Origin of the sequence: Micromonospora sp. CA-248089 (assembly GCF_050948515.1) — a bacterium.
In the GTDB taxonomy this organism is placed as follows: Bacteria; Actinomycetota; Actinomycetes; order Mycobacteriales; family Micromonosporaceae; genus Micromonospora.
Window position 1 is genome coordinate 1,711,062 of the sequence record NZ_CP192016.1, and the last position, 20,598, is coordinate 1,731,659.

Here is a 20,598-nt window from a genome sequence, read left to right on the forward strand (position 1 = left end):
CCGCCGCCTCCGGTGGCGGCCCGGTACCCGGTCGCGGCCGGTCAGAGCGCCAGCTTCATGCCCTCGTGGCTGGCGACGAAGCCCAGGTCGCGGTAGAACCGGTGCGCGTCGGCGCGCTGCTTGTCGGTGGTGAGCTGCACCAGCGCGCACCCGCGCTCCCGGGCCCGGTCGATGGCCCAGCGCATCATCGTCCCGCCCAGTCCGCGCCCGCGCCGGTCGGAGCGGACGCGTACCGACTCGATCAGGCACCGTTCGGCACCGTGCCGGCCCAGCCCGGGGATGTACGTGAGCTGGAAACAGCCGACCAACTCCCGGCCGTCGTCGGCGACGATCAGCTCGTTGCGCGGGTCGGCGTCGAGGTCGGCGAACGCGCGCTCGTACGCCTCGTCCACCTCGGGCAGGTCACGGGTACGCCCCAGCACGTCGTCGGCGAGCAGCGCGAGTACGGCGGGCAGGTCGGCGCGAACCGCCTCCCGGAAGATCACCTCGGTCACCCGGCCAGCCTGGCACAGCGCCTCGTGCCGGTGGCGCGCGGGCGTCGGGTCTGACGCGCAGCGGGTGCGGCGGCGTCAGTCGCCGTCCAGCCAGCTCCGCAACGCCCACCACCAGTGCACGGTCTCCGGCACCGTGCACCGCGCACCCTCCTCGACCGGTGGCCCGCCGGTCAGCTCCCGCAGCCGCCGCAGCCGGTAGCGCACCGTGTTCGGGTGGACGTGCAGCGCGGCGGCCGTCTGGTCCAGCCGCTGGCCGTGGTGCAGCCAGGCGAGCGCGGTGCCGGCCAGCTCCCGGTGGAAGCCGTCGGCCGGCTCGAGCGCGCCGAGCAGCGTGCCGCGCAGCAGCTCCGCCAGCAGCGGCTGGGCCGCCAGCGCGGTCTCCCCGGCCAGGTCGGTGACCCGGCGCAGCCCGCGCAGCCGCCGGTTCGCCGCCGTGGCCAGCGCCGCCAGGCAGAGCGCGTACATGGCTGGGGCCCGTGCCAGCGGCTGCGCGGGCGCCACCAGCGTCAGCAGGTCGGCCGGTGCCGCGTCGGGCGGTCGCGGAAGCAGCCCGGCGAGCCGGTCGTCGACAGTGCCGAGCAGGCCGCCGCGCGCGGTGAGCTGCCGGTGCAGGGCGTACGCCCGGACCGGATCGGGCGGCGCGGCCACCACGCAGTGGTAGCGCCCGTCCGGCCGCAACCCGAACCGGGTCAGCTCGCCCGGGGACAGACCGGCGGGGCCGTCGCGCAGCAGCCGCCGCAGCAGGTGTGCCCGGGCCGCCGCGCCGGTACGTGCCAGGTCCCGCTCGGCGTCGCGGTGCCCGTCGACCACCGCCCGCTCCACCGCCGCGGCGTACCGGCCGATGGTGAGCAGCCCCTCCAGCAGCACCTCGTCGGGGATGCCGGTGGCCCGGCCGTGCCGGACCACCAGTTCCACCGCCCGGTCCCGCCCGGCCTGCACCCCGCGCAGCAGACCGGCCACCGAGACGCCCTGCGCCGCGCGGTCCGCGCCCAGCCGCCGGGCCTCGGCGAAGTCGCGTACGGCCGGATCCTCGCGGCGTTCCAGCGCGCCCAGGCCGCTGGTCAGCAGCAGGACGACCTGGCGGCGAACCTCGTCGGCGGGTAGCCGGGCCACCTCGGGGGAGTTCGCGCGGGCCGCCCGCGCCACCTCGTCGATGGCGGCCGGATCGGCGGACAGGTCGCGCAGCAACGCGCCGAACCGCTGGGCGTGTCCGGTCCGGATCATCGGCGTCCGCCGCCCTCCCGTTGTCGCCGCGGCACAACCGGGCCGCGCGGGCGTTGGCGTCCGGTCCCTAGCCCCGGCGGCCGGCCGGTTGCTCTCCTGGTTGTTACCGCAAGGTAACACCGTTCGCGCCACTGAGAAACGTCGATGCCGTACCGGCTGCCAGGAGGCGTCCATGACCCCCGTGCCACAGCGTCCGTCCCGTACCCGCCGCCGCACCGGCCTCGCCGTGCTGGCCGCGCTCGCCCTGATCGCGCCGACGCCACTGGTCGCGGCCCCGGCGCCGGCCACCGCCGCCGTGGCACTCCAAGAGGTGATGTTCGTCGGCAACAACTGGGACGGCACCGCCGACGTCATCCGCTCCCGCGGCGACTACGCCAGGCTCGGCCGGATCAACGTGATCCCGGACCGCGCCGCGCGCCTGCGCGAGATCTACCTCAACCCGATCAGGCTGGCGTTCTTCCTCGGCATCCGGCAAGGCCCCGGCGAGGGCCACGACCAGCTCATCGACGACATGTACACCACGCCGGACGGCACCGCGCTCGTGGTGTCCCGGCCCAGCTTCGCCGACGTCGTCTCGATCGACCTCGCCACCGGAGCGCTGCGCTGGCGGTTCCCGGTCTCCGGCTACCGCGCCGACCACATGGCCGTCTCGCCCGACGGCACCCGCGTCGCGGTCTCCGCCTCCACCTCCAACACCGTGCACGTGCTGGACATCCGCACCGGCGCGCAACTCGGCTCGTTCGGCGCCGGCGACAAGCCGCACGAGAACATCTACACCGACGGCGGCACCCGGCTGTGGAACATGTCCATCGGCGAGGTCAACACCGACCTGGACGCGCCGTGGCTCGACTGGACCAAGGGCGACCGGCGGATCACCGTCGCCGACACCACCACGTACCAGGTGGTCAAGGTGATCGACATGCGGGACCGGCTCGACGCCGCCGGCCGCCGCGACCTCTCCGACGCGGTCCGCCCCGCCGTGTTCACCCCCGACGGCAGCCGCCTCTACTTCCAGGTGTCCTTCTTCAACGGCGTGGTCGAGTACGACGTTGCCACCGACCGGGTCACCCGCGTCGCCACGCTGCCGAAGAACCCGGCCACCAGCGAGGACCGCACCACCTGGGTGAACGACTCCCGGCACCACGGCCTGTCGATGAGCCCCGACGGCACCCGGATCTGCGTCGCCGGCACCATGGACGACTACGCCACCGTGGTGGACCGGGCCACGCTGCGCGAGGGCCCGCTGGTGCCCGCGAGCAAGCCGTACTGGGCCACCGTCAGCGGAGACGGCCGCGACTGCGTGATCTCCGAATCCGGCGCCGACCGGGTCACCGCGATCAACTTCGCGACCGGGCAGAAGGTCGCGAGCGTCCCGGTCGGCGACCACCCCCAGCGCGTGCGCATCGGGCACATCGCGGAGGGTTGGACGCCCCCGGCCGCCGGCTGACCGCCGGCGTTCGACGGCCGGCGGCCGGCTCGTCGGCCGCCGGCCGGACCGTCACCGGGCGGGGCAGCGCAGCCCTTCCCGGGGGACGGTCAGCGAGATCAGGTACGCGTCGACCGCCGACGTCACGCACGGCGTCTGCGGGTACGCGGTGTGCCCCTCGCCCTCCCAGGTGAGCACCCGACCCACGCCCAGCATCGCGGCCAGGGCGGGCGTCTGCTCGTACGGCGTGGCCGGGTCACCCGTGGTGCCGACCACCAGGATCGGCGGCGCGCCGTTCGCCCGGCCGGTCGGATACGGGTCCCGCTCGCCCGGCCACTCCACGCAGCCGAGCATCCCCACCGCGAGCGCGGGACCGAACAGCGGGTACTTCTGCCGCCACTGCGACTGCAACTGGCGGACCTGATCCCGGGTCGGCTTCTCGGTCTCGTCCGCGCAGTTGACCGCCAGGTTCGCGTCGAACAGGTTGGAGTAGTGGCCGTCCGGCTCGCGGCCCGCGTACGAGTCGGCCAGCTTGAACACGCCGTCCGGGTCGCCGCCCTGCAGGTCGTCGATCGCCCGGGCCAGCTCCTGCCAGCCCTGCTCGGTGTAGAGCGAGGAGATCACCGCGTAGAAGACCCAGCCGGCGGTGGCCTTGCGGCCGTCCCGCGCGCGGACCGGGGAGGCCTTCGCCTTGGCGATCGCGTCGGTGACCGCACCCCGGGCGTCCGGGGCGATCGGGCAGCCGCCCGCGTTCGCCGCGCACCACCTGGTGAAGTTGTCGAACGCCCGCTCGAAGCCCTTCGCCTGGCTCTCCGAACCGGCGATCAGTTTCTGCTGCGGGTCGACTGCGCCGTCGAGCACCAGGGCGCGTACGCGCTGCGGGTAGAGCTGGGCGTAGGTGGCGCCGAGCAGCGTGCCGTAGGAGTAGCCGAGGTACGTCAGCTTGTCGTCGCCGACCGCCGCGCGGACCGCGTCCATGTCTCGCGCGGCCTGCTCGGTGCCGTAGAGCGCGAGCTGGTCGCCGTACTTCGCGCCGCACCGCTCACCGATGCGCCGGTTGAGCCCGACGAAGCCGTCGAACGACGACTGGCTCTCCGGGTCGGGGTCGTAGCCGAAACTGGCGTCCAGGTCGGCGTCGGAGATGCACTTGACCGGGCTGGACCGGGCCACCCCGCGCGGGTCGAAGCCGACGATGTCGAACCGGTCGGTGACCGACGTCGGCAACCCGCCGAACGCCGCGAAGGACAGGTAGACGGCGGTGTCCACACCCGAGGCGCCCGGCCCGCCGGGGTTGACCACCAGCGAGCCGATCCGGTCGCGCTGCTTGGTCGAACGGGCCCGGATCAGCGCGATCTCGAACGTCTCGCCCGCGCCCGGCCCGGCGGTCGCGCCGGTGGTGGCCCCGGTGCCCCAGTTGCGCGGCACGGCGATCCGGGCGCAGTCGTAGCGCATGTCCGGCGCACCCCGGCCGACCAGCTCGTTCGGCACCTCCGGGCAGGCCCGCCACTGCGGGGCGGTGCCCGGCGGGGCGGCCTCGCCCTCGCTCTCGGCGCGCGGGGCGAACGCCGGCAGCGTGCAGCCGGCGGTGAGCACCACCGCCGCGACGAACGCGGCCAGAGCGGGCCGGAACCGGCGGGTGGGGAAGCGAGTCACGTGGGCGCCTTCCATGATCGTGTCGACCGTCAGGCTACGCCCGGCCGCTGGTGTCACCGACCGTCGCCGCCGGATCGCCGCGCAGCACCTCGTCGACGTCGTAACGGATCGGGCGGTCGAGCTGGCCGTAGCCGCAGGAGCGGGGATCGCGGTCGGGTCGCCAGCGCAGGAACCGGGCAGTGTGCCGCAGCCGGTCGCCCTCCATCGCGTCGTAGGCCACCTCGACCACGAGCGCCGGGCGCAGCGGCTCCCACTCCAGGTTCTTGCCGCCGGTCCACCGGCTCACCCCGCCGGGGATGCGCTGGCCCCGCTCGTGGTCGCCGTGCACCCACGGGTGCCCGTCGCCGACGTGGCGGTAGGGCTCCAGCTCGTCGAGCAGTTCCTTGCGGCGGGCCATGGTGAACGAGGAGCTCACGCCGATGTGGTGCAGGACGCCGTCGTCGTCGTAGAGGCCGAGCAGCAGCGAGCCGACCACCGGACCGGACTTGTGCCAGCGGAACCCGGCCACCACCGCGTCCATCGTGCGCGCGTGCTTGACCTTGAACATGAGCCGCTTGCCCGGCTCGTACGGCAGGTCGGCCGGCTTGACGATCAGCCCGTCCAGCCCGGCGCCCTCGAACACCTCGAACCAGCGGCGGGCCGTCTCCGGGTCGGTGGTCACCTGGGTCACGTGCACCGGCGGGCGCACCCCGGACAGGGCCTGCTCCAGCCGCTTCCGGCGCTGCGGGTAGGGCTGGTCGGTGAGCAGCTCGTCGTCGACCGCCAGCAGGTCGAACGCGACGAAGTCGGCCGGGGTGGTCTCGGCCAGCAGCTTCACCCGCGAGGCGGCCGGATGGATCCGCTGGGCCAGCAGCTCGAAGTTGAGCCGCGGCTGCCCACCCGGGCCGTCCCGGCGGATCACGATCAGCTCGCCGTCGACGGCGCACCGGGCCGGGAGCTGGCGGCGTGCCTGCTCGACGACCTCCGGGAAGTAGCGCGTCATCGACTTGCCGCCCCGGCTGGCCAGCTCGACCTCGTCGCCGTCGCGGAAGACGATGCAGCGGAAGCCGTCCCACTTCGGCTCGTAGGTCAGGCCGTGGTCGGTGGGCAACTCGGCCACGCTCTTGGCGAGCATCGGCTCGACCGGAGGGTTGATCGGCAGGTCCACGGCGACCAGTCAACCAGACCGCACCGACAGTGGTGAGGCAGATCACCGCCGGTGGCCGGGTGGCGTGTCCCGTACCGGGTGCCTTCGTCACCGCCGCCCGGATGGTGAAACCGCAGGTCAGAGCTACCGTCGCGGCGTGCCGGAGTGGAGTTGCGGATGCTGCGGGCGCTGGCGGGTCAGCGTCGAGCTGATCCGCGGCCGCTACCGCTACCGGCTGGCGCACCGCTACCCGCCCGAGCACGGCGGCGGCGCGAACGTCGTCGGCGAGGTCGGCTCGGTCGCCGAGCTGGAACACCTGCTGAAGCGGTACGCCCCGGTCACCCTGGCCGACCTCCACGAGGCCGCCTGACCGCGCCGCCCCGGCGGCCCCGCTCCCCGCCGACCGGTGCCGCCCCGGCGGCCCCGCCGATCTTGGAGTTGTGGCACCTCGCAAAGGTGGCGAGCGGGACATCGTGGGCGCCACAACTCCAAGATCGCGGGCGACGGCCGGGCTACGGCCGGGCGGCGGGTGAACGGGTGTCGGGCGACGGGTGGGTGCGCGGGGCGGCGGCGGGGCGGGGCGCGGGCATAGGCTGAGTGGACCGTCCACGGGGGAGGGAAGCCCATGCGGTTCGCCGAGTCCGTCGACATCGCCGCCGACGTCGACCGGGTCTGGGAGGTGCAGAGCGACGTCGATCGCTGGCCCGAGTGGACGCCGTCGGTCACCGCCGCCCGTCGGCTGGAGCCCGGTCCGCTGCTCCTCGGCTCGACGGCCCGGCTGGAGCAGCCCCGGCTGCGCCCGGCCGTGTGGCGGGTCGTGGAGATCTATCCGCCGTACTCGTTCGCCTGGGAGTCGGCGAGCCCCGGCGTGCGCACCCGGGGTGAGCACCGGCTGATCCCGCTGGAGGACGGGCGCACCCGGGCCGAGCTGATCCTGGTGCAGACCGGTCCGCTGGCCTGGCTGGTCGGACTGCTCGGCGGCTCCACCATGCGCCGCTACCTGCGGCAGGAGGCGGACGGGCTCAGGCGCCGCTGCGAGCAGGGCTGACCGTCTTCTCCAGCACGGCGAGGCGGTTGCCGTTCTCGTCCGGCCGGTGCGCCACCACCTGGTAGCCGCGCCGCGCGTACAGGGCCAGGTTCGCCGCGCTGTCCGCGCCGGTGAACAGCGCGAACCGGGCCACCCGGCCCGCGCAGGCCCGCTCGACGGCGTCCAGCAGCCGTCCGCCGACGCCCCGGCCCTGCTGGTCCGGCGCGACCGAGAGGCGGCCCACGTGGGCGGTGTCACCGTCTACGCGGGCGCGTACCGAGCCGACCAGGCGGGCGCCGCACCGGGCGGCGAGCACCACGTCCGGGCCGGCCAGCGCCGCCCGGACCTCGTCCAGCGTCTCGGTCAGCGGCGGCAGGAACACGTCCCGGTAGCGCTGCGCCTCCACCAGGTAAGCGGCACGCTGCACGGTGAGGATCTCCCCGGCGTCGGCGGGGTCGGCGGGGGCGATGGTCACGTCGGTCACCGGCTCAGCTCACCACAGCCCTGCGGGGCGGCCGTACCCTGGCGGGTGTTCCCCGAGAGCGAGGAGGTGGCCGCCGTGCCCGAGCTGACGTACCCGGAGGTGGGCGCGACCCGCGACGGCGGCCTGCCGGCCGGCTACCACCACCTGCGCCACCGGGTCCGGCTGCCGGACGGTGGTTTCCCGGTGGCGGCGGACGCGGTACTGGGCTGGCGGCTGCACCGCGCGGCCGGCGTGGTGATGCGCGCGGACGCGCCGCGCGCCGCACCCGGGGTACGGGTCACGCCGGGGCTCGGTGTCGGCCCGGTACGGCTGTGGGGCCCGACCGAGGTGGTCTGGACGGTGGACGAGCGGGACCGGGCCGGGTTCGGCTACGGCACGCTGCCCGGGCACCCGGAGGTCGGCGAGGAGGCGTTCCTGGTGACCCGGGGCGCCGACGGCGTCTGGTTCGAGGTGACCGCGTTCAGCCGCCCCGCCCACTGGTACGTGCGGGCCGGCGGGCCGGTCGTGCTCGGGTTCCAGCGGGCGTACGCCTGGTGGCTGGGGCGGACGCTGCGGCGGCTGTGCCGGCGGCGCTGAGCGGTCAGTAGCGGGCGAAGGAACGGATCGGGGCGCGCGGGCCGTACTTCGGTGCCTGGACGCCGGCCGCCTCCAGCAGCACGCACACCCGGCCGCGGTGCCCCCGGAACGGCTCCAGCAGCGCCAGCATCCGGGCGTCGTCGCCGCGCGGCTCCCCGGCCAGCGCCCAGGCCACGGTGTTCGGCACGTGGTAGTCGCCGACGCTGACCGCGTCCGGGTCCCCGTACGCGACGCGCACCACCTCGGCGGCGGTCCACGGCCCGATGCCGGGGATCGCGGTGAGCCGCCGGGTGGCCTCGGCCGAGTCGGCGCAGCGTTCCAGCCGGTCCGCGACGGCCGCCGCGCGGCGCAGCGTGTCGGCGCGCCGCTGCTCCACCCCGAACGGGTGGAACACCCAGTACGGCGCTGCCGCCACCGCGGCTGGCTCCGGCGGCAGCAGCAGGGGTTGCAGCGGGCCGGGCGCGGGCTCGCGGAAGTGCCGCACCGTCGCGGCGTACGCCCGGTACGCCTCCTTGCCGGTGACCTTCTGCTCGAAGACGGCCCGCAGCAGCCGGGGGAAGACCTGGCCGGTGGCCGGCATCCGCAGCCCGTGGTGCGTGTGCGCGAGGCGGGCCACCAGCGGATGCGCGGCGGCGAGCGCGCCGAACCCGGTCAGGTCGTCGCACAGACCGGCGATCCGGTCGGCCCGCTCGACGACCCAGCCGGCGCCCGGGCCGTACCCCTCGGCGGTCAGCTCACCGGACTCCGGGCGCAGCGCCAGCGTGGCCGGGCCGTCCGGGGTGCGGGTGGCCCACCAGAACGTGCCGGCGGCGATCCGCGCGCACGGGTCGTACGGGCTGAACGTGAGCGCCCGCACCGACGGGGCCAGGCGGTAGCCGGCCGGCGGGCGCAGCGTACGGCGGGCGTCGGGCGAGGTCACCAGGCCACTCTGCCACGCGACCCGGCCGTGACGCCGGGCACGCCCCGCGTGCCGGGAGGCGGGCCGATGCCGGTGCGGCCCGCCTCCCGGGTTCGCGACGGTGACCGGCCGCGCCCTCCCCGGCGGCGACCGGTCACCGTGTCCGGTGCGTCAGTACGAGTAGTCCGACCCGCCGCCGGAGCTGTTCGAGCTGCCCGCCGCGGGCGGCGCGACCGCCTTGGGCGTGCCGGTCGGCAGGCAGGTCAGGTTCTTCTTGCCGTTCGGGTCGACCACGAACCAGGTGCCGCCGACGCCCTGGCCCTTCCACTGGCCGGGCTTCTTGTCGCCGATGTAGCGGTAGACCGGCCAGCCGCCGATGGTGAGCTGCCGCGTGCCGTCCTGGCGGGTGATGGTGCCGACGTTGTCGTCGGAGACGCCGCGCAGCTTCGGGTTGCCGTCGGTGAGCGACGGCGGCCAGACCTCGGCGCACTTGTCCACGCAGTTGGACTGCGGCGGGTCGTCGGAGTCCTTGTCGAACCGGTACAGCACCCAGCCGTCCTGGTCGGTGACGACGCGGCCCATCCGGGGCAGCTTCTTGCCGACCAGCTCGTCGGTGATCTTCACGTTGGCCGGGGGCGCCTTGTCCGCGACCGGCTCCTCTTCGGGAGCCGCTGACGCCTCCGGTTCGGCCGCCGCGGTGGGTTCGGCCGCGGCGACGGCGACCGGCTCGGCCGCGCCCGAGTTCGCCCCGTTGTAGCCTGCTGGGGCGCAGGCCGTAAGTGCGACCATCGCGCTCGCGACGATGACGGTCGTCCGCTTGTGGTGTGCCACGTGCCCTCCTCGTTCTTGGCAGTTCGCCGAGTAGTACGGGCGCGGCGCTGTCAAGGTTGAACCGGCAACGGTGGCACATTTCACAGTGGACCGATTGAACCGATGGGCGTTCCGCTGCGTGCGTCAGCACGAGGGGGCCCGTCGGCCCGGACACGACACGACGGCGCCGGGTGGCTCAGCCACCCGGCGCCGTCGGCACCACCGATCAGATGTCGTCCACCGTCACCAGCGTGCTGGCCACCCCGTTCGCGTCGACCGACTGCACCTGAAGCTTGTCGATGTCGCGTACCGGCGCCGACGTGGACGCGCTCAGCTGCAGCGGAAGCTGGTTCTGGTTCGTCCCGTAGCCGCCGACCGGCACCGACCAGGTGGAGATCACCTCGGTCGTGGCGTTCTTGCGGACCACCACCAGCCGGCACGTGCGCGGCCCCGGCAGGCGGCTCAGCTGCACCCCGATCTGCGTGCCGTACTCCTTGCGGGCCAGCCACATCGTGGTCTGCACGCCCGTCCCCGGGTCGGTCGCGTTGTGCTGGTCGCCCTCGATCTCCTCCGGCCCGCCGACGCCCGGGTCGTTCGGGTTGCCCGGCTCGCCGCTGGGCGCCGCGCTCGGCGCGGCCTGCGTCGGCACCGCCTGCGGCGTCGCCGGGTCGTCGCCGAGCATCCCGGCCGCCGCCGCGCTCGCGCCGCCGAACACCACCACGGCCGCCGCTGTCGCCAGCAACTGCCGCACCCGGGTACGACGGCGGTCCCGCCGTACCGCCATCAGCGTCCGGTCCAGCAGCGCCGGATCGGTGTGCGTCTGCTCCAGCGCGGCCATCGCCTCGCCGTCGATGCCGGAGAGCAGCCCCACCACCGGGACCATCGTCTCCAGTTCCGCAGCGCAGGCCCAGCAGGCGGCCAGATGCTCCTCGAACCGCTCCGCGTCCTGCGCGTCCAGCACGCCGAGCGCGTACGCGGCGACGTCCATGTGGTCGGCCCGGCTCATTCGGTCACCCCCCTCTCCTGCAGAGCCGTGCGCAGCGCGCGCAGCGCGTAGTAGACCCGCGACTTGGCGGTACCCAGCGGAAGCCCCAGCTCCTCGGCCGCCTCCGGCACGGTGCGTCCCCGGAAGTACGTCGCCACCAGGATCTCCCGGTGCGACTGGCTCAGCGTACGCAGCGCGTCCGCGACGGTCATGGTGCGCAGCACCCGGTCGGTGCTGTCCGACTCGGCGAACATGGTCAGATCCCGGTCGTACGTCTCGGGCGGGCGGGCCTGCTCGCTGCGGTGCTCGTCGATGGCGATCCGCCGGGCCACCGTGACCAGCCACGGGCGCAGCGAGCCCTGGCCCTGCACGCCGAGCCGGTGCGCGTTGCGCCAGGCCCGCAGCAGCGTTTCCTGCACGATGTCCTCGGCACGCTGCCGGTCCCCGCCGGTCAGCCGCATGACGAACATCAGCAGCGGACCGGCGTGCTCGGCGTAGAGCAGGCGGATCAGCTGGTCGGAGTGGCTGGCCTCGGCGGAGGTCGCCTGGTGGCGTCCGGGAGCGGGTCGCGGCGGCACCGGGTCATTCTGGCGATCGGCGGACCGGGCGTCGACCCCCCGGCCCGAACGCGAGGCGCGCGAGTGTGGTTGTGCCCGGGCGAACATCCACTCGGGCCGCGCCACCTCGCCGTGCCAGCCGGCCGCCACTGCATGCATGCAGACCTCCGCTGTCCAATGACATCAGCCGGCCCCCCACGGGCATGGCCGCCCGGGGATACGCAGCGATCAGCCGATCGGATCAACGCTTGACCGAAAAAATTCCCGGCGGCGGGGGAGTGGAGTCGACGGCGTCCGCGTCGTGGACCACCGCCGCGCCGCCGGTGAACCGGTCCAGCTCCGGGCCGGCCAGCACCCGGCCGGGGAACCAGTCGCCCGCCGCCCGCCGGGTCAGCTCCGGCACCGGCGGCTCCACCCGGGACGCCACCAGCACCAGGTTGCCGTAGCGCCGGCCGCGCAGCACCGCCGCGTCGCCGACCAGGCAGGCCCGGGGCAGCACGGTCCGCACCGTGGCGACCTGCGCCCGGGCGTGCCGCAGCGGCGGGCCGTCGGCCACGTTCGCCAGGTAGCTGCCGCCGGGCGCGAGCACGCGGGCCACCTCGGCGGCGTACTCCACCGAGGTCAGATGAGCGGGGGTACGGGCACCGGCGAACACGTCGGCCACGATCACGTCGTACGCGCCGTCGCGGCTCGACGTCAGCGTCGCCCGCGCGTCGGCCACCCGTACCCGCAGGCGCGGATCGGACGGCCAGGGCAGCTCGCGACGGACCAGCTCCACCAGCGCGCCGTCCACCTCGGACACCCGCTGCGTCGAACCGGGCCGGGTGGCCTGCACGTAGCGGGGCAGTGTGAGCGCGCCGCCACCCAGGTGCAGCACCCGCAGCGGCGCCCCGGCCGGCGCCACCAGATCCAGCGCGGCGGCCAGCCGCCGGACGTACTCGAACTCCAGGTGCGAAGGGTCGGTCAGGTCCACATGCGACTGCGGCGCGCCGTCCAGCAGCAGCGTCCACGAGCCCGGACGGTCGACGTCCGGCACCAGTTCGGCCCGCCCGGTGTCGACGTCGGCCACCACCCGATCGGCGTCGCGTCGGCGGCCCATCAGCGCCGCATCCCGCGCGCCGCGCCGGTGAGCCTCCGGTGCAGCAGCCGCGCGTCGCCGAGCATCCCGCGCAGCCGGCGTTCCAGCCCGGCGATCGGCACCAGGTTCTGCGGGGCGCGCGGATCCTTGTACGGGGTGGAGGCGAACCGGGGCAGCGTCACCAGCGACAGGTCGGCCAGCGCGATCGCCTCCGGCACGGTCAGGTCGGCCGAGCACTCCACGCGCACGATGCCCGCCCAGGGCGCGCCGGCGCGCACCGGCAGCCGCAGATACCAGGACCAGCCGCCCCACGCCGTGCCCAGCCGGAACACCGGGCAGCGCTCACCCGGCGCCAGCCCGATCACCACGGCGGTGAGCCGCCCGTCGAGGTATTGGCTGTGCTGCGTCTTGATGTACCCGAGCGTGCGCGGCAGGTTGCGCCGGCTGCGCAGCGGGCCGTCCACCACCAGCAGGTCGCCGTCGGTGCGTACCGCGTCGGAGACGGCCACCTCCAGCGCGGTCAGCGGCGCCTGCACCGCAGCGGGCAGCTTGCTCAGCTCACCGGTGCCGCTGACCCGGTGCACCGGGTAGCGGACCGTCCCGGCGACCACGTCCTGCGCCGACGGGCTCGCCGTGAACAGTCCCCGGCCCACGCGGGCGCCGGCCATCTCGGCGGCGCCCCGGTCCAGGTCGCAGCGGACCACCCCGGCCGCGTACGAGGCGGCGATGCCGGGGAACGAGCCGCCGTCCTCCTCGGCCGTCCAGATGCTGGCGTCGATCCGGCGTACCCCGTCGACCAGCAGCACCACGTCCGGCGCCCGTACGTCCGCGCGGGGGCCGATCGCCCGCCAGTCGGTGGCCGGCAGTTCGACGTCGGCGTCGACCTGGGCGCTGCTCGGCGCGGCCGGCCCGGACCCGCCCGCCGCCTCGAACGACGCGCCGTACGACGGATCCCACGCGTCGACGAAGAACGCCGGCGACGGCCCGGTCACGCGGCGCTCCGCCGGAGCGTGCCGGTCACAGGCCGGTCCGTTCCACGCGGGCCGTCCGCGCGTCCTTGCGGACCTCGAAGCGGACCGGGATGCGCTCGGCCAGCGCGGGCACGTGAGTGACCACGCCGACCATCCGGTCGCCCCGGGCGGCCAGGTTCTCCAGCGTCGCCGCGACCGTGTCCAGCGTCGCCGCGTCCAGCGTGCCGAAGCCCTCGTCCAGGACGATCGACTCCAGGCTCGCGGCGGTGGTGGACATGCCGGCGAGCTGCTCGGACAGCGCCAGCGCGAGTGCCAGCGACGCCTGGAACGTCTCCCCGCCGGACAGCGTCCGCACCCCGCGCCGCAGCCCGGCGTCGTGGTGGTCGACCACGAAGAACTCACCCTTGTCGTGCACCAGGTCGTACTGCCCGCCGGACAGCTCCCGCAGGATCCGCGACGCGCCGTCGACGAGCAGGTCCAGCGCCTCGGTGAGCAGCCAGCGCTCGAAGTTGTTCGCCCGCAGGTGCGAGGCGAGCGCCCGCGCCACCCGCGCCTCACGCTCGTGCCCGGCCCGCTGTTCCCGCAGCTCGGCGGCCTGCTCACGGCGCTCGTCGAGGCGGCGCAACTCCGCCTCGGCCCGCTCCACCGCCACCGCCACGTCGCGCGGCGCGTCCTGCGGGGCGTCCAGCCCGGCCGCGGTGAACAGCGCCGCGATCCCGTCAGCGACCTCGGCCGCGGCCCGCTGCGCCGCCTCCACCGAGTCGGCCAGCCCGTCCCGGTCCGCGCGCCGCACCCGCGCCTGCTCACCGGCCCAACCGGCCAGCGCCGTCCACGCCGCCGCCACGTCGTCCCGGTCGGCGGCCGGCGGACCGAAGCGGGCCAGCCCGTCGCGTACCGCGTCGAAGTCACGCCACGCCCGGCGCAGCCGCTCCTGCGCGGCGTCCAGCGCGCCCCGCGCCCGCCGGGCCGCCTCCCGGCCGGCCCGCACCGCGCCGGCCGCCTCCTCCAACGCGGTCCGCAGCCGGGCGTGCTCGGCCAGCGCCTCCCGCAGCCGCTCCGGCGCGGGCGCGCCCGCGAGCTGCTCGTCCAGCTCGGCCAGGCGCGCACCGAGCTGGTCGTGCTGGGTCCGGGCGCGCAGCAGCACCCGGTCCAGGTCGCGCGCGGCGGTGTCGCGTTCCTGCACGACCCGCTTGGCCGCCTCGCTCGCCGCGCGCGCCGCCTTGCCCGCCTCGATCGCCCGGCTCACCGCCGAACCCTCCGGCACCGCCGGCACCGTGGTGACCGTCTGCTCGCACACCGGGCACGGCGCGCCGCCGACCAGGTGCGCCCGCAGCGCCACCGCCTGGTCGGCGGCCTTCGCGTCCTCGTGCGCGCGGAACGCCGACTCCAGCTCCGTCTCGGCCCGCTGCGCGTCCGCCCGCGCCGCCGCCAGCGCCGCCACCGCCGCGTCGTGCTCGGTCCGCGCCGCGTCCACCGCCGCGCGCACAGTCGCCGCCTCCGCGGTCAGCCGGTCCCGGTCCGCGTAGGCCTTCAGGTGCAACCGCAGCGCGCTCTCGTCACCGGCGGCGGCCAGCTCCCCGCGCAGCTTCTCCTCGCGCTCCTCGGCCAGCCCGACCGCGCCGGCCGCCTCGTCGGCGGCCACCCGGGCCGCCGTCACCGCCCGCGCCAGCTCGGCGGTGCCGTCCGGCGGCCGCACCCCGGCCAGCACACCCAGCTCGGCGTCGAGGGCGGCCAGCGCCGCCGCCCGCTCGCCCGCCGTCGCCCGGGCCCGCTCCCATTCGGGTACGGCGGCAGCGACCGCCGCGGCCAGTTCCCGCATCGCGTCCACCCGCTCCCGGGCGGCGGTCAGGCTCTCGTCGTCGACGTCGGCGAGCCCGCCGAGCATCTTGTCGACCGCCTCCAGCTTCGCCTCGGCCTGTCCGGCCCGCTCGACCGCCTTCTTCTGCACCGACTCGTAGACGCCCAGCCCGAGCAGGTTCACCAGGATCTGCTGGCGGGTGGCCGGCTTGGCGTGCAGGAAGTCGGCGAACTGCCCCTGCGGCAGCACCACGCAGGAGGTGAACTGCTCGTACGGCAGACCCACCGCGTCCAGCACCGCCTGCTCCATCTCGGCCGGGGTGCCCGCCACCACCTCGCCCAGGTCCTCCGGGCTGAGCCCGGTGTCGAGCTTGGTGACGTCGAACCCCGGCGGCATGAGCTGCAGGCCGGCGTTCGCGGTCTTCACCGTGCCCCGCCCGTCGCGGCGGACCACCCGGGTCGCCACGTACCGGTCCCCGGCGGACTCGAAGACCAGCCGGACCCGCGCCTCGGTCGCCGACGGCGCCAGCGCGTTCGCCAGCCCCCGGGTGCCGCCCCAGCGCGGCACCGTGCCGTAGAGCGCGAAGCAGATCGCGTCGAGCACCGTCGACTTGCCCGAACCGGTCGGCCCGACCAGCGCGAAGAAGTCGGCGTCGGTGAAGTCGACAGTGGTCTCGTCGCGGAACACCGTGAACCCGGCCATGTCCAGCCGCATCGGCCGCATCAGTGCTCCACCTCCTCGAGCAGCTCGTCGAAGAGTTCCCGGACACCCTCGTCGGCGTGCCCGCGGCTGTCCAGGTAGTCGCCGAACAACTCGCCCGGCGACCGGCCGGCCCGCTGGGCGGTGCGGGTCCCGCTGCCCGGCGCGGGCACCAGCTCCGGGTCGATCCGGATCTCCAGCGCCCGGGGCAGCAGCTCCTGCACCTCCTCGCGCAACCCGGCCCGGGGCTGCTCCCGGACGTAGACGCGCAGCCAGCCCTCCGGCGCCTCGAGCTCGGCGAGCTGCGCGAGCGTGCCGCGTACCGTGCGCAGCGGCACCGCGCCCGGCACCGGCACCTCCCGGACGCGGGCGGCGGTGGTCGCGGTCACCTCCACGATCGTCACCGAGCAGACGTTCTCCTGCTCGCCGAAGTCGACAGCGAGCGGGCTGCCGCTGTAGCGGATCGGGCACGGGCCGATGACCCGCTGCGAGCGGTGCAGGTGACCCAGCGCCACGTAGTGCGCGTTGCCTGGGAAGACCGTGGCCGGTACGGCGTACCCGAGCACCGTGTGCGCGTCCCGCTCGCCGCCGCCGGTGCTCGCGCCGACCACTGTGAGGTGCGCGGTCACCAGGTGCACGCGGTCCGGCTCGGTGAACCCCTCGGCGAGGCGGTCCAGCACCCGGCCCAGGTGGTCGGCGTACGTCTGGTTGGCCTCGGCCGGGGTGAGCGTGTACATCTCCACCGCGCGCACCGCGTACCGCTGGGACAGGAACGGCAGCGCGGCCAGCCGCCAGCGCTCGCCGTCTGCGGTGACGCCGTCGACGACGTGCTCGTCCGGGTTCTCCCGGACGCTGCCGCGCAGCGTGATCCCGGCCGCCTCGGCCCACGGCCGCAGCGCGTCCAGCGCCGCGCCGTTGTCGTGGTTGCCGCCGATCGCCACCACATCGGCGCCGGTACGCCGCAACGCGGTGAGCGCCCGCGTCACCAGCCGGGTCGCCTCCGGGGTCGGCGCGGCGGTGTCGTACAGGTCACCGGCGACGATCACCAGGTCGGGCCGCTCACGCTGGGCGATGTCGATGACCTGGGCGAGGACCTGCTTGTGCTCCTCGGCCCGGGACTGCCCCTTGAGGACCTTGCCGACGTGCCAGTCGGAGGTGTGCAGGATCTTCATCTGGGTGCCGCCTAGAACGGGATGTCGTCGTCGGAGGAGCCGGAGCCGACCACCGCGAACGGATCGGCGGCCTGGGTGATCGACCGTAGCGTCTCCGAGGGCGCGCGGCCCGCCTCCGAGACCCGGGTGGCCCACGCCGGGAACGGGAACTCCAGGCAGAGCGGCACCGGGATGTCCGGCTGGTTGACGAACATCGTGCCCGGCTTGGCCAGCAGCGCCCGCTGCCGCTGCGCGGGCGGCAGGAAGCCGTACTCCGGGCGGGACGCCTCGGCCGGGTCGAGCCGGCCCACCACGCGGATCGCCGAGTTGGTGACGATCCGCCGTTCCACCTCGCTCGCGGTCTGCTGAGCGCCGACCAGGATCACACCCAGTGAGCGGCCGCGCTCGGCGATGTCGAGCAGCACCTCCTTGATCGGCGACGAGCCCTCCCGCGGCGCGTACTTGTTCAGCTCGTCGAGCACGACGAACAGCAGCGGCTTGGCGGTGCCCGCCTTCTCCTTGCGCTCGAACTCGCTCTTGAGCGTCACACCGACCACGAACCGCTGCGCGCGATCCGGCAGGTTGTGCAGGTCGACCACAGTCACCTGGGCGCTCTCCGCCGTGTTGATCGAGTGCGGGCGACGCGTCGCCAGATCACCCCGGATCAGCCGGCCCAGATCCTTCTTGCTGCCGATCAACCGGCGGGCGAACGCGTTCACGGTGCCCAGCCCGACCGCGCTGCCCGCCCACTCGCCGCGCGTCTCGTCGTCGTTGAGCTGCTCGACGACGTGGTCGACCAGATCCGCGTACGAGCCGAGCCGTACCCCGTCGATGCTCACCCCGCCGTCGGCGGGCTGGGCGTAGCGGGCCAGGTGCGCGGCCACCGAGTGGACCACCATCGTGTACTGCTGGCGCTCGTCGTCGGCGTCGGCGAACACGTACGGCAGGAGCCGGTCGGCGCAGAACTCGGACAGCGTCCAGTAGAAGCTGTCCACGCCGGTGAGCCGGCTGCTCACATCGGGCGTGCCGGAGGAGTCGCCGACCCGCGGCGGGGCGTACACCCGCACGTCCGGGAATGCGCCCGCATCAAGGCCCAGCTTCGCGTACGCCGCCCGGGTCGGGTCGTCGAGCCGGCTGTTCGGGTGGTCGAGGAACAGCAGATCCTCGCCCTTGACGTTGAAGATCAGCGCCTTCGCGTTCACCGCGTCGCCGCCCAGCACGCCGGAGCGGAACACCGAGTAGAGCAGGAACGTGGCGAAGCTTGTCTTGGTGGCGACACCGGAGATGCCGGAGATCGACACGTGCGCGCCCCGGGTGCCGTCGAGGAAGTCGGCGTTGAGGTAGACCGGCACGCCGTCGCGGCCCATCCCCATCGGGATCCGCCGCTCCATCCGGTCGAAGTGCAGCGCCCGCGCCCGCGCGTCACCCTCCGCCCGGTGCACCACCGCGCCCGGCGTCGGCGGCACGTAGAACTCCGGGTCGACCCGCGTGGTGGTGACCTCGGCGGCCTCCTGCACCTGCGCCGGCAGCGTGCCGTCGGCGATGGCGAAGACGTCGGAGTCGAACTGCGCCCCCTCGTGCCGGGCGCGCACCTGGGTCACCACCCCGGCGATCGTCACGGGCTCACGGTCGGGCAGGTCGCGGCGGGTCACCACCACGTCGTCGAGTTGCAGGTAGCTGCCCGGCGCCACAGCCGTCCAGAAGGTGAGCGGGGTGGCGTCGGCGGTGCCGAGCACCCGGCCCACACCCTCGCCGGGCCCGTCGAGCTGATCGTCGGTCATCGGCAGTCTCCGGTCGGCTGGTCGTACCGTTGGCGGTGCACGTCGTGCATCCTGCCCGAGGGATGCGACAGGTTGCCACGCGACGCGGCGGACGCCACGTCACCCGTGCGCCGAACGGTAGCCACCCGGATCCGCCCGACCACTGAGCGTGCGTTTTCCTTGTTTCGGCTACGGGCCCGTCGTGTGGCGCGGGCGTCGGCGGCGCAGGTGGCGGCCGCTGCCCCTGACGACGACTGCTCGCGAGGCGCCGGTCGGCCGGACCAGCCTCTCGTTGCCGGGCTGACCCGAGATCTTGGCGAACTGCCGTCCGCTCCCGGCAGCGAGTCGGACCAACCAGCCGAGCTTGTCCCGGAAAGCAGGAGTTCCCGTCCTGCCTCCGGAGAGCCGCGAAGATCTTGGTAGGAAACGGCCCTCATAGGGGCCCTTTCCTGCCAAGATCTCTACGGATCTCACTCAACGGAACGGCCGTCCCGCAAGACGGGAGGAGCTGGCCACAGCAGGCAGTCCGAGCCGCGCTGCTCCCCGAAATTGACGCGATCTTGCAGTTCCGGCCCTCTCAGTTCAGCGCAAAACGGGCACAATCAGGGCCCCAAGTGCAAGATCTGTGAAGGTGTTTGTCAAGCGTTGGTTTCGAGGGTGCGCCAGATTTGGCGGGCTATGTAGCGTTTGAGGCTGCGGGTGATTTCGGCTGGGGTGCGGCCTTCGGTGGTGCGGCGTTCGACGTAGTCCTTGGTGGGTTGGTGGCATCGTTGGCGGGTTTTCGCGATGGTGTGTAGGGCGGCGTTGAGGGTGCGGTCGCCGCCTCGGTTGAGGCGGTGGCGGATGGTGCGTCCGGAGTTGGCGGGGACGGGGCTGGCGCCGGCGAGTGAGGCGAAGGCGGCTTCGTTGCGGAACCGGCCGGGGTGTGACCAGGCGGTCAGTGCGATCGCGGCGGTGACGGGGCCGATCCCGGGTTGGTCGAGCAGGGTGGGGCAGAGCTTGTCGACCAGGGTGCGGATTTCGGTGAGGTTGGCTTTCAGGAGCTTCTCGAGGGTCAGGATCTGCTCGGCCAGGGCTGCCAGTTGAGTGCGGCGCAGTCGGTCAAGTCCGCTGCCGGTGCCGCTGCCGCTGCCGGTGCCGGTGCCGGTGCCGGTGCCGGTGGTGAGGGTGGTGGCGTGTTGGACCTGCCGCAGGGTGTTCAGTCCGCGCATCTGTGTGCGTAGATCGTCGTCGGCGGTGAGGATCAGCGATTTGAACAGGTTGATGGTGGCGGTGCGGGTGTCGCTGTAGTGGCGGCGGCAGACGTGCAGCAGGCGCAGGGCTTCCCGGTCGCCGTCGGCGCGGGGCGTGGCGACGTGGTCGGCGGCCAGCACCGCGCGAGCGGCGTGCACGGCGTCCAACGCGTCGGACTTGCCGCCTCGCCGACGGCGTCCGGCAGCGGGTTTGGGTGCTTCCAGGACGTCCTCACCCGCGGCGCGCAGGACACGCAGCAGGCCGACCCCGTGACACCGGGCGCCGTCCAGGGCCCAGGCCCGCCGGCCCGTTCCCAGCCCGGTCGTCTGCCGCCCGGCCCAGGCCAGCAGAACAGCGGCGCCGTCGGCGGTGGCCGGCACGGTGATCTCGGCCAGCACTGTCCCGACCGGGGTGGTCACCGCGGCGGTGTGCGTATCGGTATGGGTATCCACACCGATGACCGCGTCAACACGGCCGGCCAGACGATCTGCCAGGATGGAAGGCACGGACGGTTCTCCCTTGCACGGGACGACGTTCGGACGGCGTCGGCCCGGGAGACGATCACCCGGCGGCACATCTGTGATGAGTCACGCGACACCAATCGCGGACAGGCTTCTGATCAGGCCAGCAAGGTGGGCCGGGCCGACG

The 20,598-nt window shown here is 74.4% G+C and carries 19 protein-coding genes; 4 read left to right on the top strand and 15 right to left on the bottom strand.

What is annotated here, in order from left to right; genetic code table 11:
* Nucleotides 1–41: 41 nt before the first annotated feature.
* Nucleotides 42–494: an N-acetyltransferase family protein gene (locus ACQP26_RS08355; protein WP_433495355.1), complete on the bottom strand. Its 453-nt coding sequence runs from the start codon at nucleotides 492–494 to the stop codon at nucleotides 42–44.
* Between the two features lie 75 nt (nucleotides 495–569).
* Nucleotides 570–1,718, bottom strand: a complete 1,149-nt coding sequence (locus ACQP26_RS08360; RefSeq protein WP_433495356.1) for a helix-turn-helix domain-containing protein — start codon at nucleotides 1,716–1,718, stop codon at nucleotides 570–572.
* Nucleotides 1,719–1,890: 172 nt separating this feature from the next.
* On the opposite strand from ACQP26_RS08360, the gene ACQP26_RS08365 reads away from it, so the two are divergent.
* On the top strand, nucleotides 1,891–3,165 hold the full coding sequence (locus ACQP26_RS08365; RefSeq protein ID WP_269701154.1) for a YncE family protein: 1,275 nt from the start codon (nucleotides 1,891–1,893) through the stop codon (nucleotides 3,163–3,165).
* Nucleotides 3,166–3,216: 51 nt separating this feature from the next.
* Here the strand turns inward: ACQP26_RS08365 and ACQP26_RS08370 are convergent, their stop codons facing one another.
* Together ACQP26_RS08370 and ACQP26_RS08375 are read right to left on the bottom strand one after the other, a co-directional pair.
* Nucleotides 3,217–4,797 carry an alpha/beta hydrolase gene (locus tag ACQP26_RS08370; protein ID WP_433495357.1) on the bottom strand — a complete coding sequence of 527 codons (1,581 nt, stop codon included), beginning with the start codon at nucleotides 4,795–4,797 and terminating at the stop codon, nucleotides 3,217–3,219.
* A gap of 34 nt (nucleotides 4,798–4,831) precedes the next feature.
* On the bottom strand, nucleotides 4,832–5,944 hold the full coding sequence (locus tag ACQP26_RS08375) for an ATP-dependent DNA ligase (protein WP_281578626.1): 1,113 nt from the start codon (nucleotides 5,942–5,944) through the stop codon (nucleotides 4,832–4,834).
* 136 nt (nucleotides 5,945–6,080) lie between these two features.
* Between ACQP26_RS08375 and ACQP26_RS08380 the strand changes: the two genes are divergently transcribed.
* Both ACQP26_RS08380 and ACQP26_RS08385 read left to right on the top strand, forming a co-directional pair.
* A complete protein-coding gene (locus ACQP26_RS08380; protein ID WP_030503031.1) occupies nucleotides 6,081–6,293 on the top strand; it encodes a hypothetical protein in 213 nt (70 codons plus the stop codon).
* A 255-nt stretch (nucleotides 6,294–6,548) separates the two neighbouring features.
* Nucleotides 6,549–6,971, top strand: coding sequence for an SRPBCC family protein (locus tag ACQP26_RS08385; RefSeq protein WP_269701144.1), 423 nt, complete (start codon nucleotides 6,549–6,551; stop codon nucleotides 6,969–6,971).
* Here the strand turns inward: ACQP26_RS08385 and ACQP26_RS08390 are convergent.
* The gene (locus tag ACQP26_RS08390; protein ID WP_269701143.1) at nucleotides 6,946–7,434 is read right to left on the bottom strand and encodes a GNAT family N-acetyltransferase; all 489 of its coding nucleotides are present in this window, start codon (nucleotides 7,432–7,434) and stop codon (nucleotides 6,946–6,948) included. The two genes, ACQP26_RS08385 and ACQP26_RS08390, sit on opposite strands and share 26 nt — an antisense overlap.
* 45 nt (nucleotides 7,435–7,479) lie before the next feature.
* Here ACQP26_RS08390 and ACQP26_RS08395 point away from each other — a divergent pair, with 45 nt between their 5' ends.
* Entirely contained in the window at nucleotides 7,480–8,010 is a 531-nt protein-coding gene (locus tag ACQP26_RS08395) for a DUF1990 family protein (RefSeq protein WP_269701141.1), read from the top strand.
* 4 nt (nucleotides 8,011–8,014) lie between these two features.
* On the opposite strand, the gene ACQP26_RS08400 is transcribed toward ACQP26_RS08395, so the two are convergent.
* The 10 genes from ACQP26_RS08400 to ACQP26_RS08445 all read right to left on the bottom strand — a co-directional run bounded on the left by ACQP26_RS08400 (nucleotide 8,015) and on the right by ACQP26_RS08445 (nucleotide 20,456).
* Nucleotides 8,015–8,929 carry a DNA-3-methyladenine glycosylase family protein gene (locus ACQP26_RS08400; RefSeq protein WP_269701140.1) on the bottom strand — a complete coding sequence of 305 codons (915 nt, stop codon included), beginning with the start codon at nucleotides 8,927–8,929 and terminating at the stop codon, nucleotides 8,015–8,017.
* A gap of 150 nt (nucleotides 8,930–9,079) precedes the next feature.
* A complete protein-coding gene (locus ACQP26_RS08405) occupies nucleotides 9,080–9,739 on the bottom strand; it encodes a COG4315 family predicted lipoprotein (RefSeq protein ID WP_269701139.1) in 660 nt (219 codons plus the stop codon).
* Nucleotides 9,740–9,944: 205 nt separating this feature from the next.
* Entirely contained in the window at nucleotides 9,945–10,724 is a 780-nt protein-coding gene (locus tag ACQP26_RS08410) for an anti-sigma factor family protein (RefSeq protein WP_433495358.1), read from the bottom strand.
* On the bottom strand, nucleotides 10,721–11,419 hold the full coding sequence (locus ACQP26_RS08415; protein WP_047893132.1) for a sigma-70 family RNA polymerase sigma factor: 699 nt from the start codon (nucleotides 11,417–11,419) through the stop codon (nucleotides 10,721–10,723). Before ACQP26_RS08415 ends, ACQP26_RS08410 begins: the two co-directional genes overlap by 4 nt.
* Nucleotides 11,420–11,501: 82 nt before the next feature.
* Nucleotides 11,502–12,359 carry a spermidine synthase gene (locus ACQP26_RS08420; protein ID WP_433495359.1) on the bottom strand — a complete coding sequence of 286 codons (858 nt, stop codon included), beginning with the start codon at nucleotides 12,357–12,359 and terminating at the stop codon, nucleotides 11,502–11,504.
* Nucleotides 12,359–13,330: a hypothetical protein gene (locus tag ACQP26_RS08425; RefSeq protein ID WP_269701135.1), complete on the bottom strand. Its 972-nt coding sequence runs from the start codon at nucleotides 13,328–13,330 to the stop codon at nucleotides 12,359–12,361. The genes ACQP26_RS08420 and ACQP26_RS08425 overlap by 1 nt, the downstream gene beginning before the upstream one ends.
* A gap of 25 nt (nucleotides 13,331–13,355) precedes the next feature.
* Nucleotides 13,356–15,830 carry an AAA family ATPase gene (locus ACQP26_RS08430; RefSeq protein WP_433495360.1) on the bottom strand — a complete coding sequence of 825 codons (2,475 nt, stop codon included), beginning with the start codon at nucleotides 15,828–15,830 and terminating at the stop codon, nucleotides 13,356–13,358.
* Nucleotides 15,830–16,978 (bottom strand): exonuclease SbcCD subunit D, encoded by a 1,149-nt coding sequence (locus ACQP26_RS08435; protein ID WP_433495361.1) that lies wholly within the window; start codon nucleotides 16,976–16,978, stop codon nucleotides 15,830–15,832. The genes ACQP26_RS08430 and ACQP26_RS08435 overlap by 1 nt, the downstream gene beginning before the upstream one ends.
* 11 nt (nucleotides 16,979–16,989) lie before the next feature.
* A complete protein-coding gene (locus tag ACQP26_RS08440; protein ID WP_043325613.1) occupies nucleotides 16,990–18,738 on the bottom strand; it encodes an ATP-binding protein in 1,749 nt (582 codons plus the stop codon).
* Between the two features lie 617 nt (nucleotides 18,739–19,355).
* Nucleotides 19,356–20,456, bottom strand: a complete 1,101-nt coding sequence (locus ACQP26_RS08445) for an IS110 family transposase (protein ID WP_433495362.1) — start codon at nucleotides 20,454–20,456, stop codon at nucleotides 19,356–19,358.
* Nucleotides 20,457–20,598: the final 142 nt, after the last annotated feature.

Coding starts and splice junctions, on each gene's coding strand:
- ACQP26_RS08440 (WP_043325613.1), bottom strand. CDS start 18,738: ATGACCGACGATCAGCTCGACGGGCCCGGCGAGGGTGTGGGCCGGGTG.
- ACQP26_RS08360 (WP_433495356.1), bottom strand. CDS start 1,718: ATGATCCGGACCGGACACGCCCAGCGGTTCGGCGCGTTGCTGCGCGAC.
- ACQP26_RS08430 (WP_433495360.1), bottom strand. CDS start 15,830: ATGCGGCCGATGCGGCTGGACATGGCCGGGTTCACGGTGTTCCGCGAC.
- ACQP26_RS08435 (WP_433495361.1), bottom strand. CDS start 16,978: ATGAAGATCCTGCACACCTCCGACTGGCACGTCGGCAAGGTCCTCAAG.
- ACQP26_RS08415 (WP_047893132.1), bottom strand. CDS start 11,419: ATGCATGCAGTGGCGGCCGGCTGGCACGGCGAGGTGGCGCGGCCCGAG.
- ACQP26_RS08420 (WP_433495359.1), bottom strand. CDS start 12,359: ATGGGCCGCCGACGCGACGCCGATCGGGTGGTGGCCGACGTCGACACC.
- ACQP26_RS08365 (WP_269701154.1), top strand. CDS start 1,891: ATGACCCCCGTGCCACAGCGTCCGTCCCGTACCCGCCGCCGCACCGGC.
- ACQP26_RS08410 (WP_433495358.1), bottom strand. CDS start 10,724: ATGAGCCGGGCCGACCACATGGACGTCGCCGCGTACGCGCTCGGCGTG.
- ACQP26_RS08385 (WP_269701144.1), top strand. CDS start 6,549: ATGCGGTTCGCCGAGTCCGTCGACATCGCCGCCGACGTCGACCGGGTC.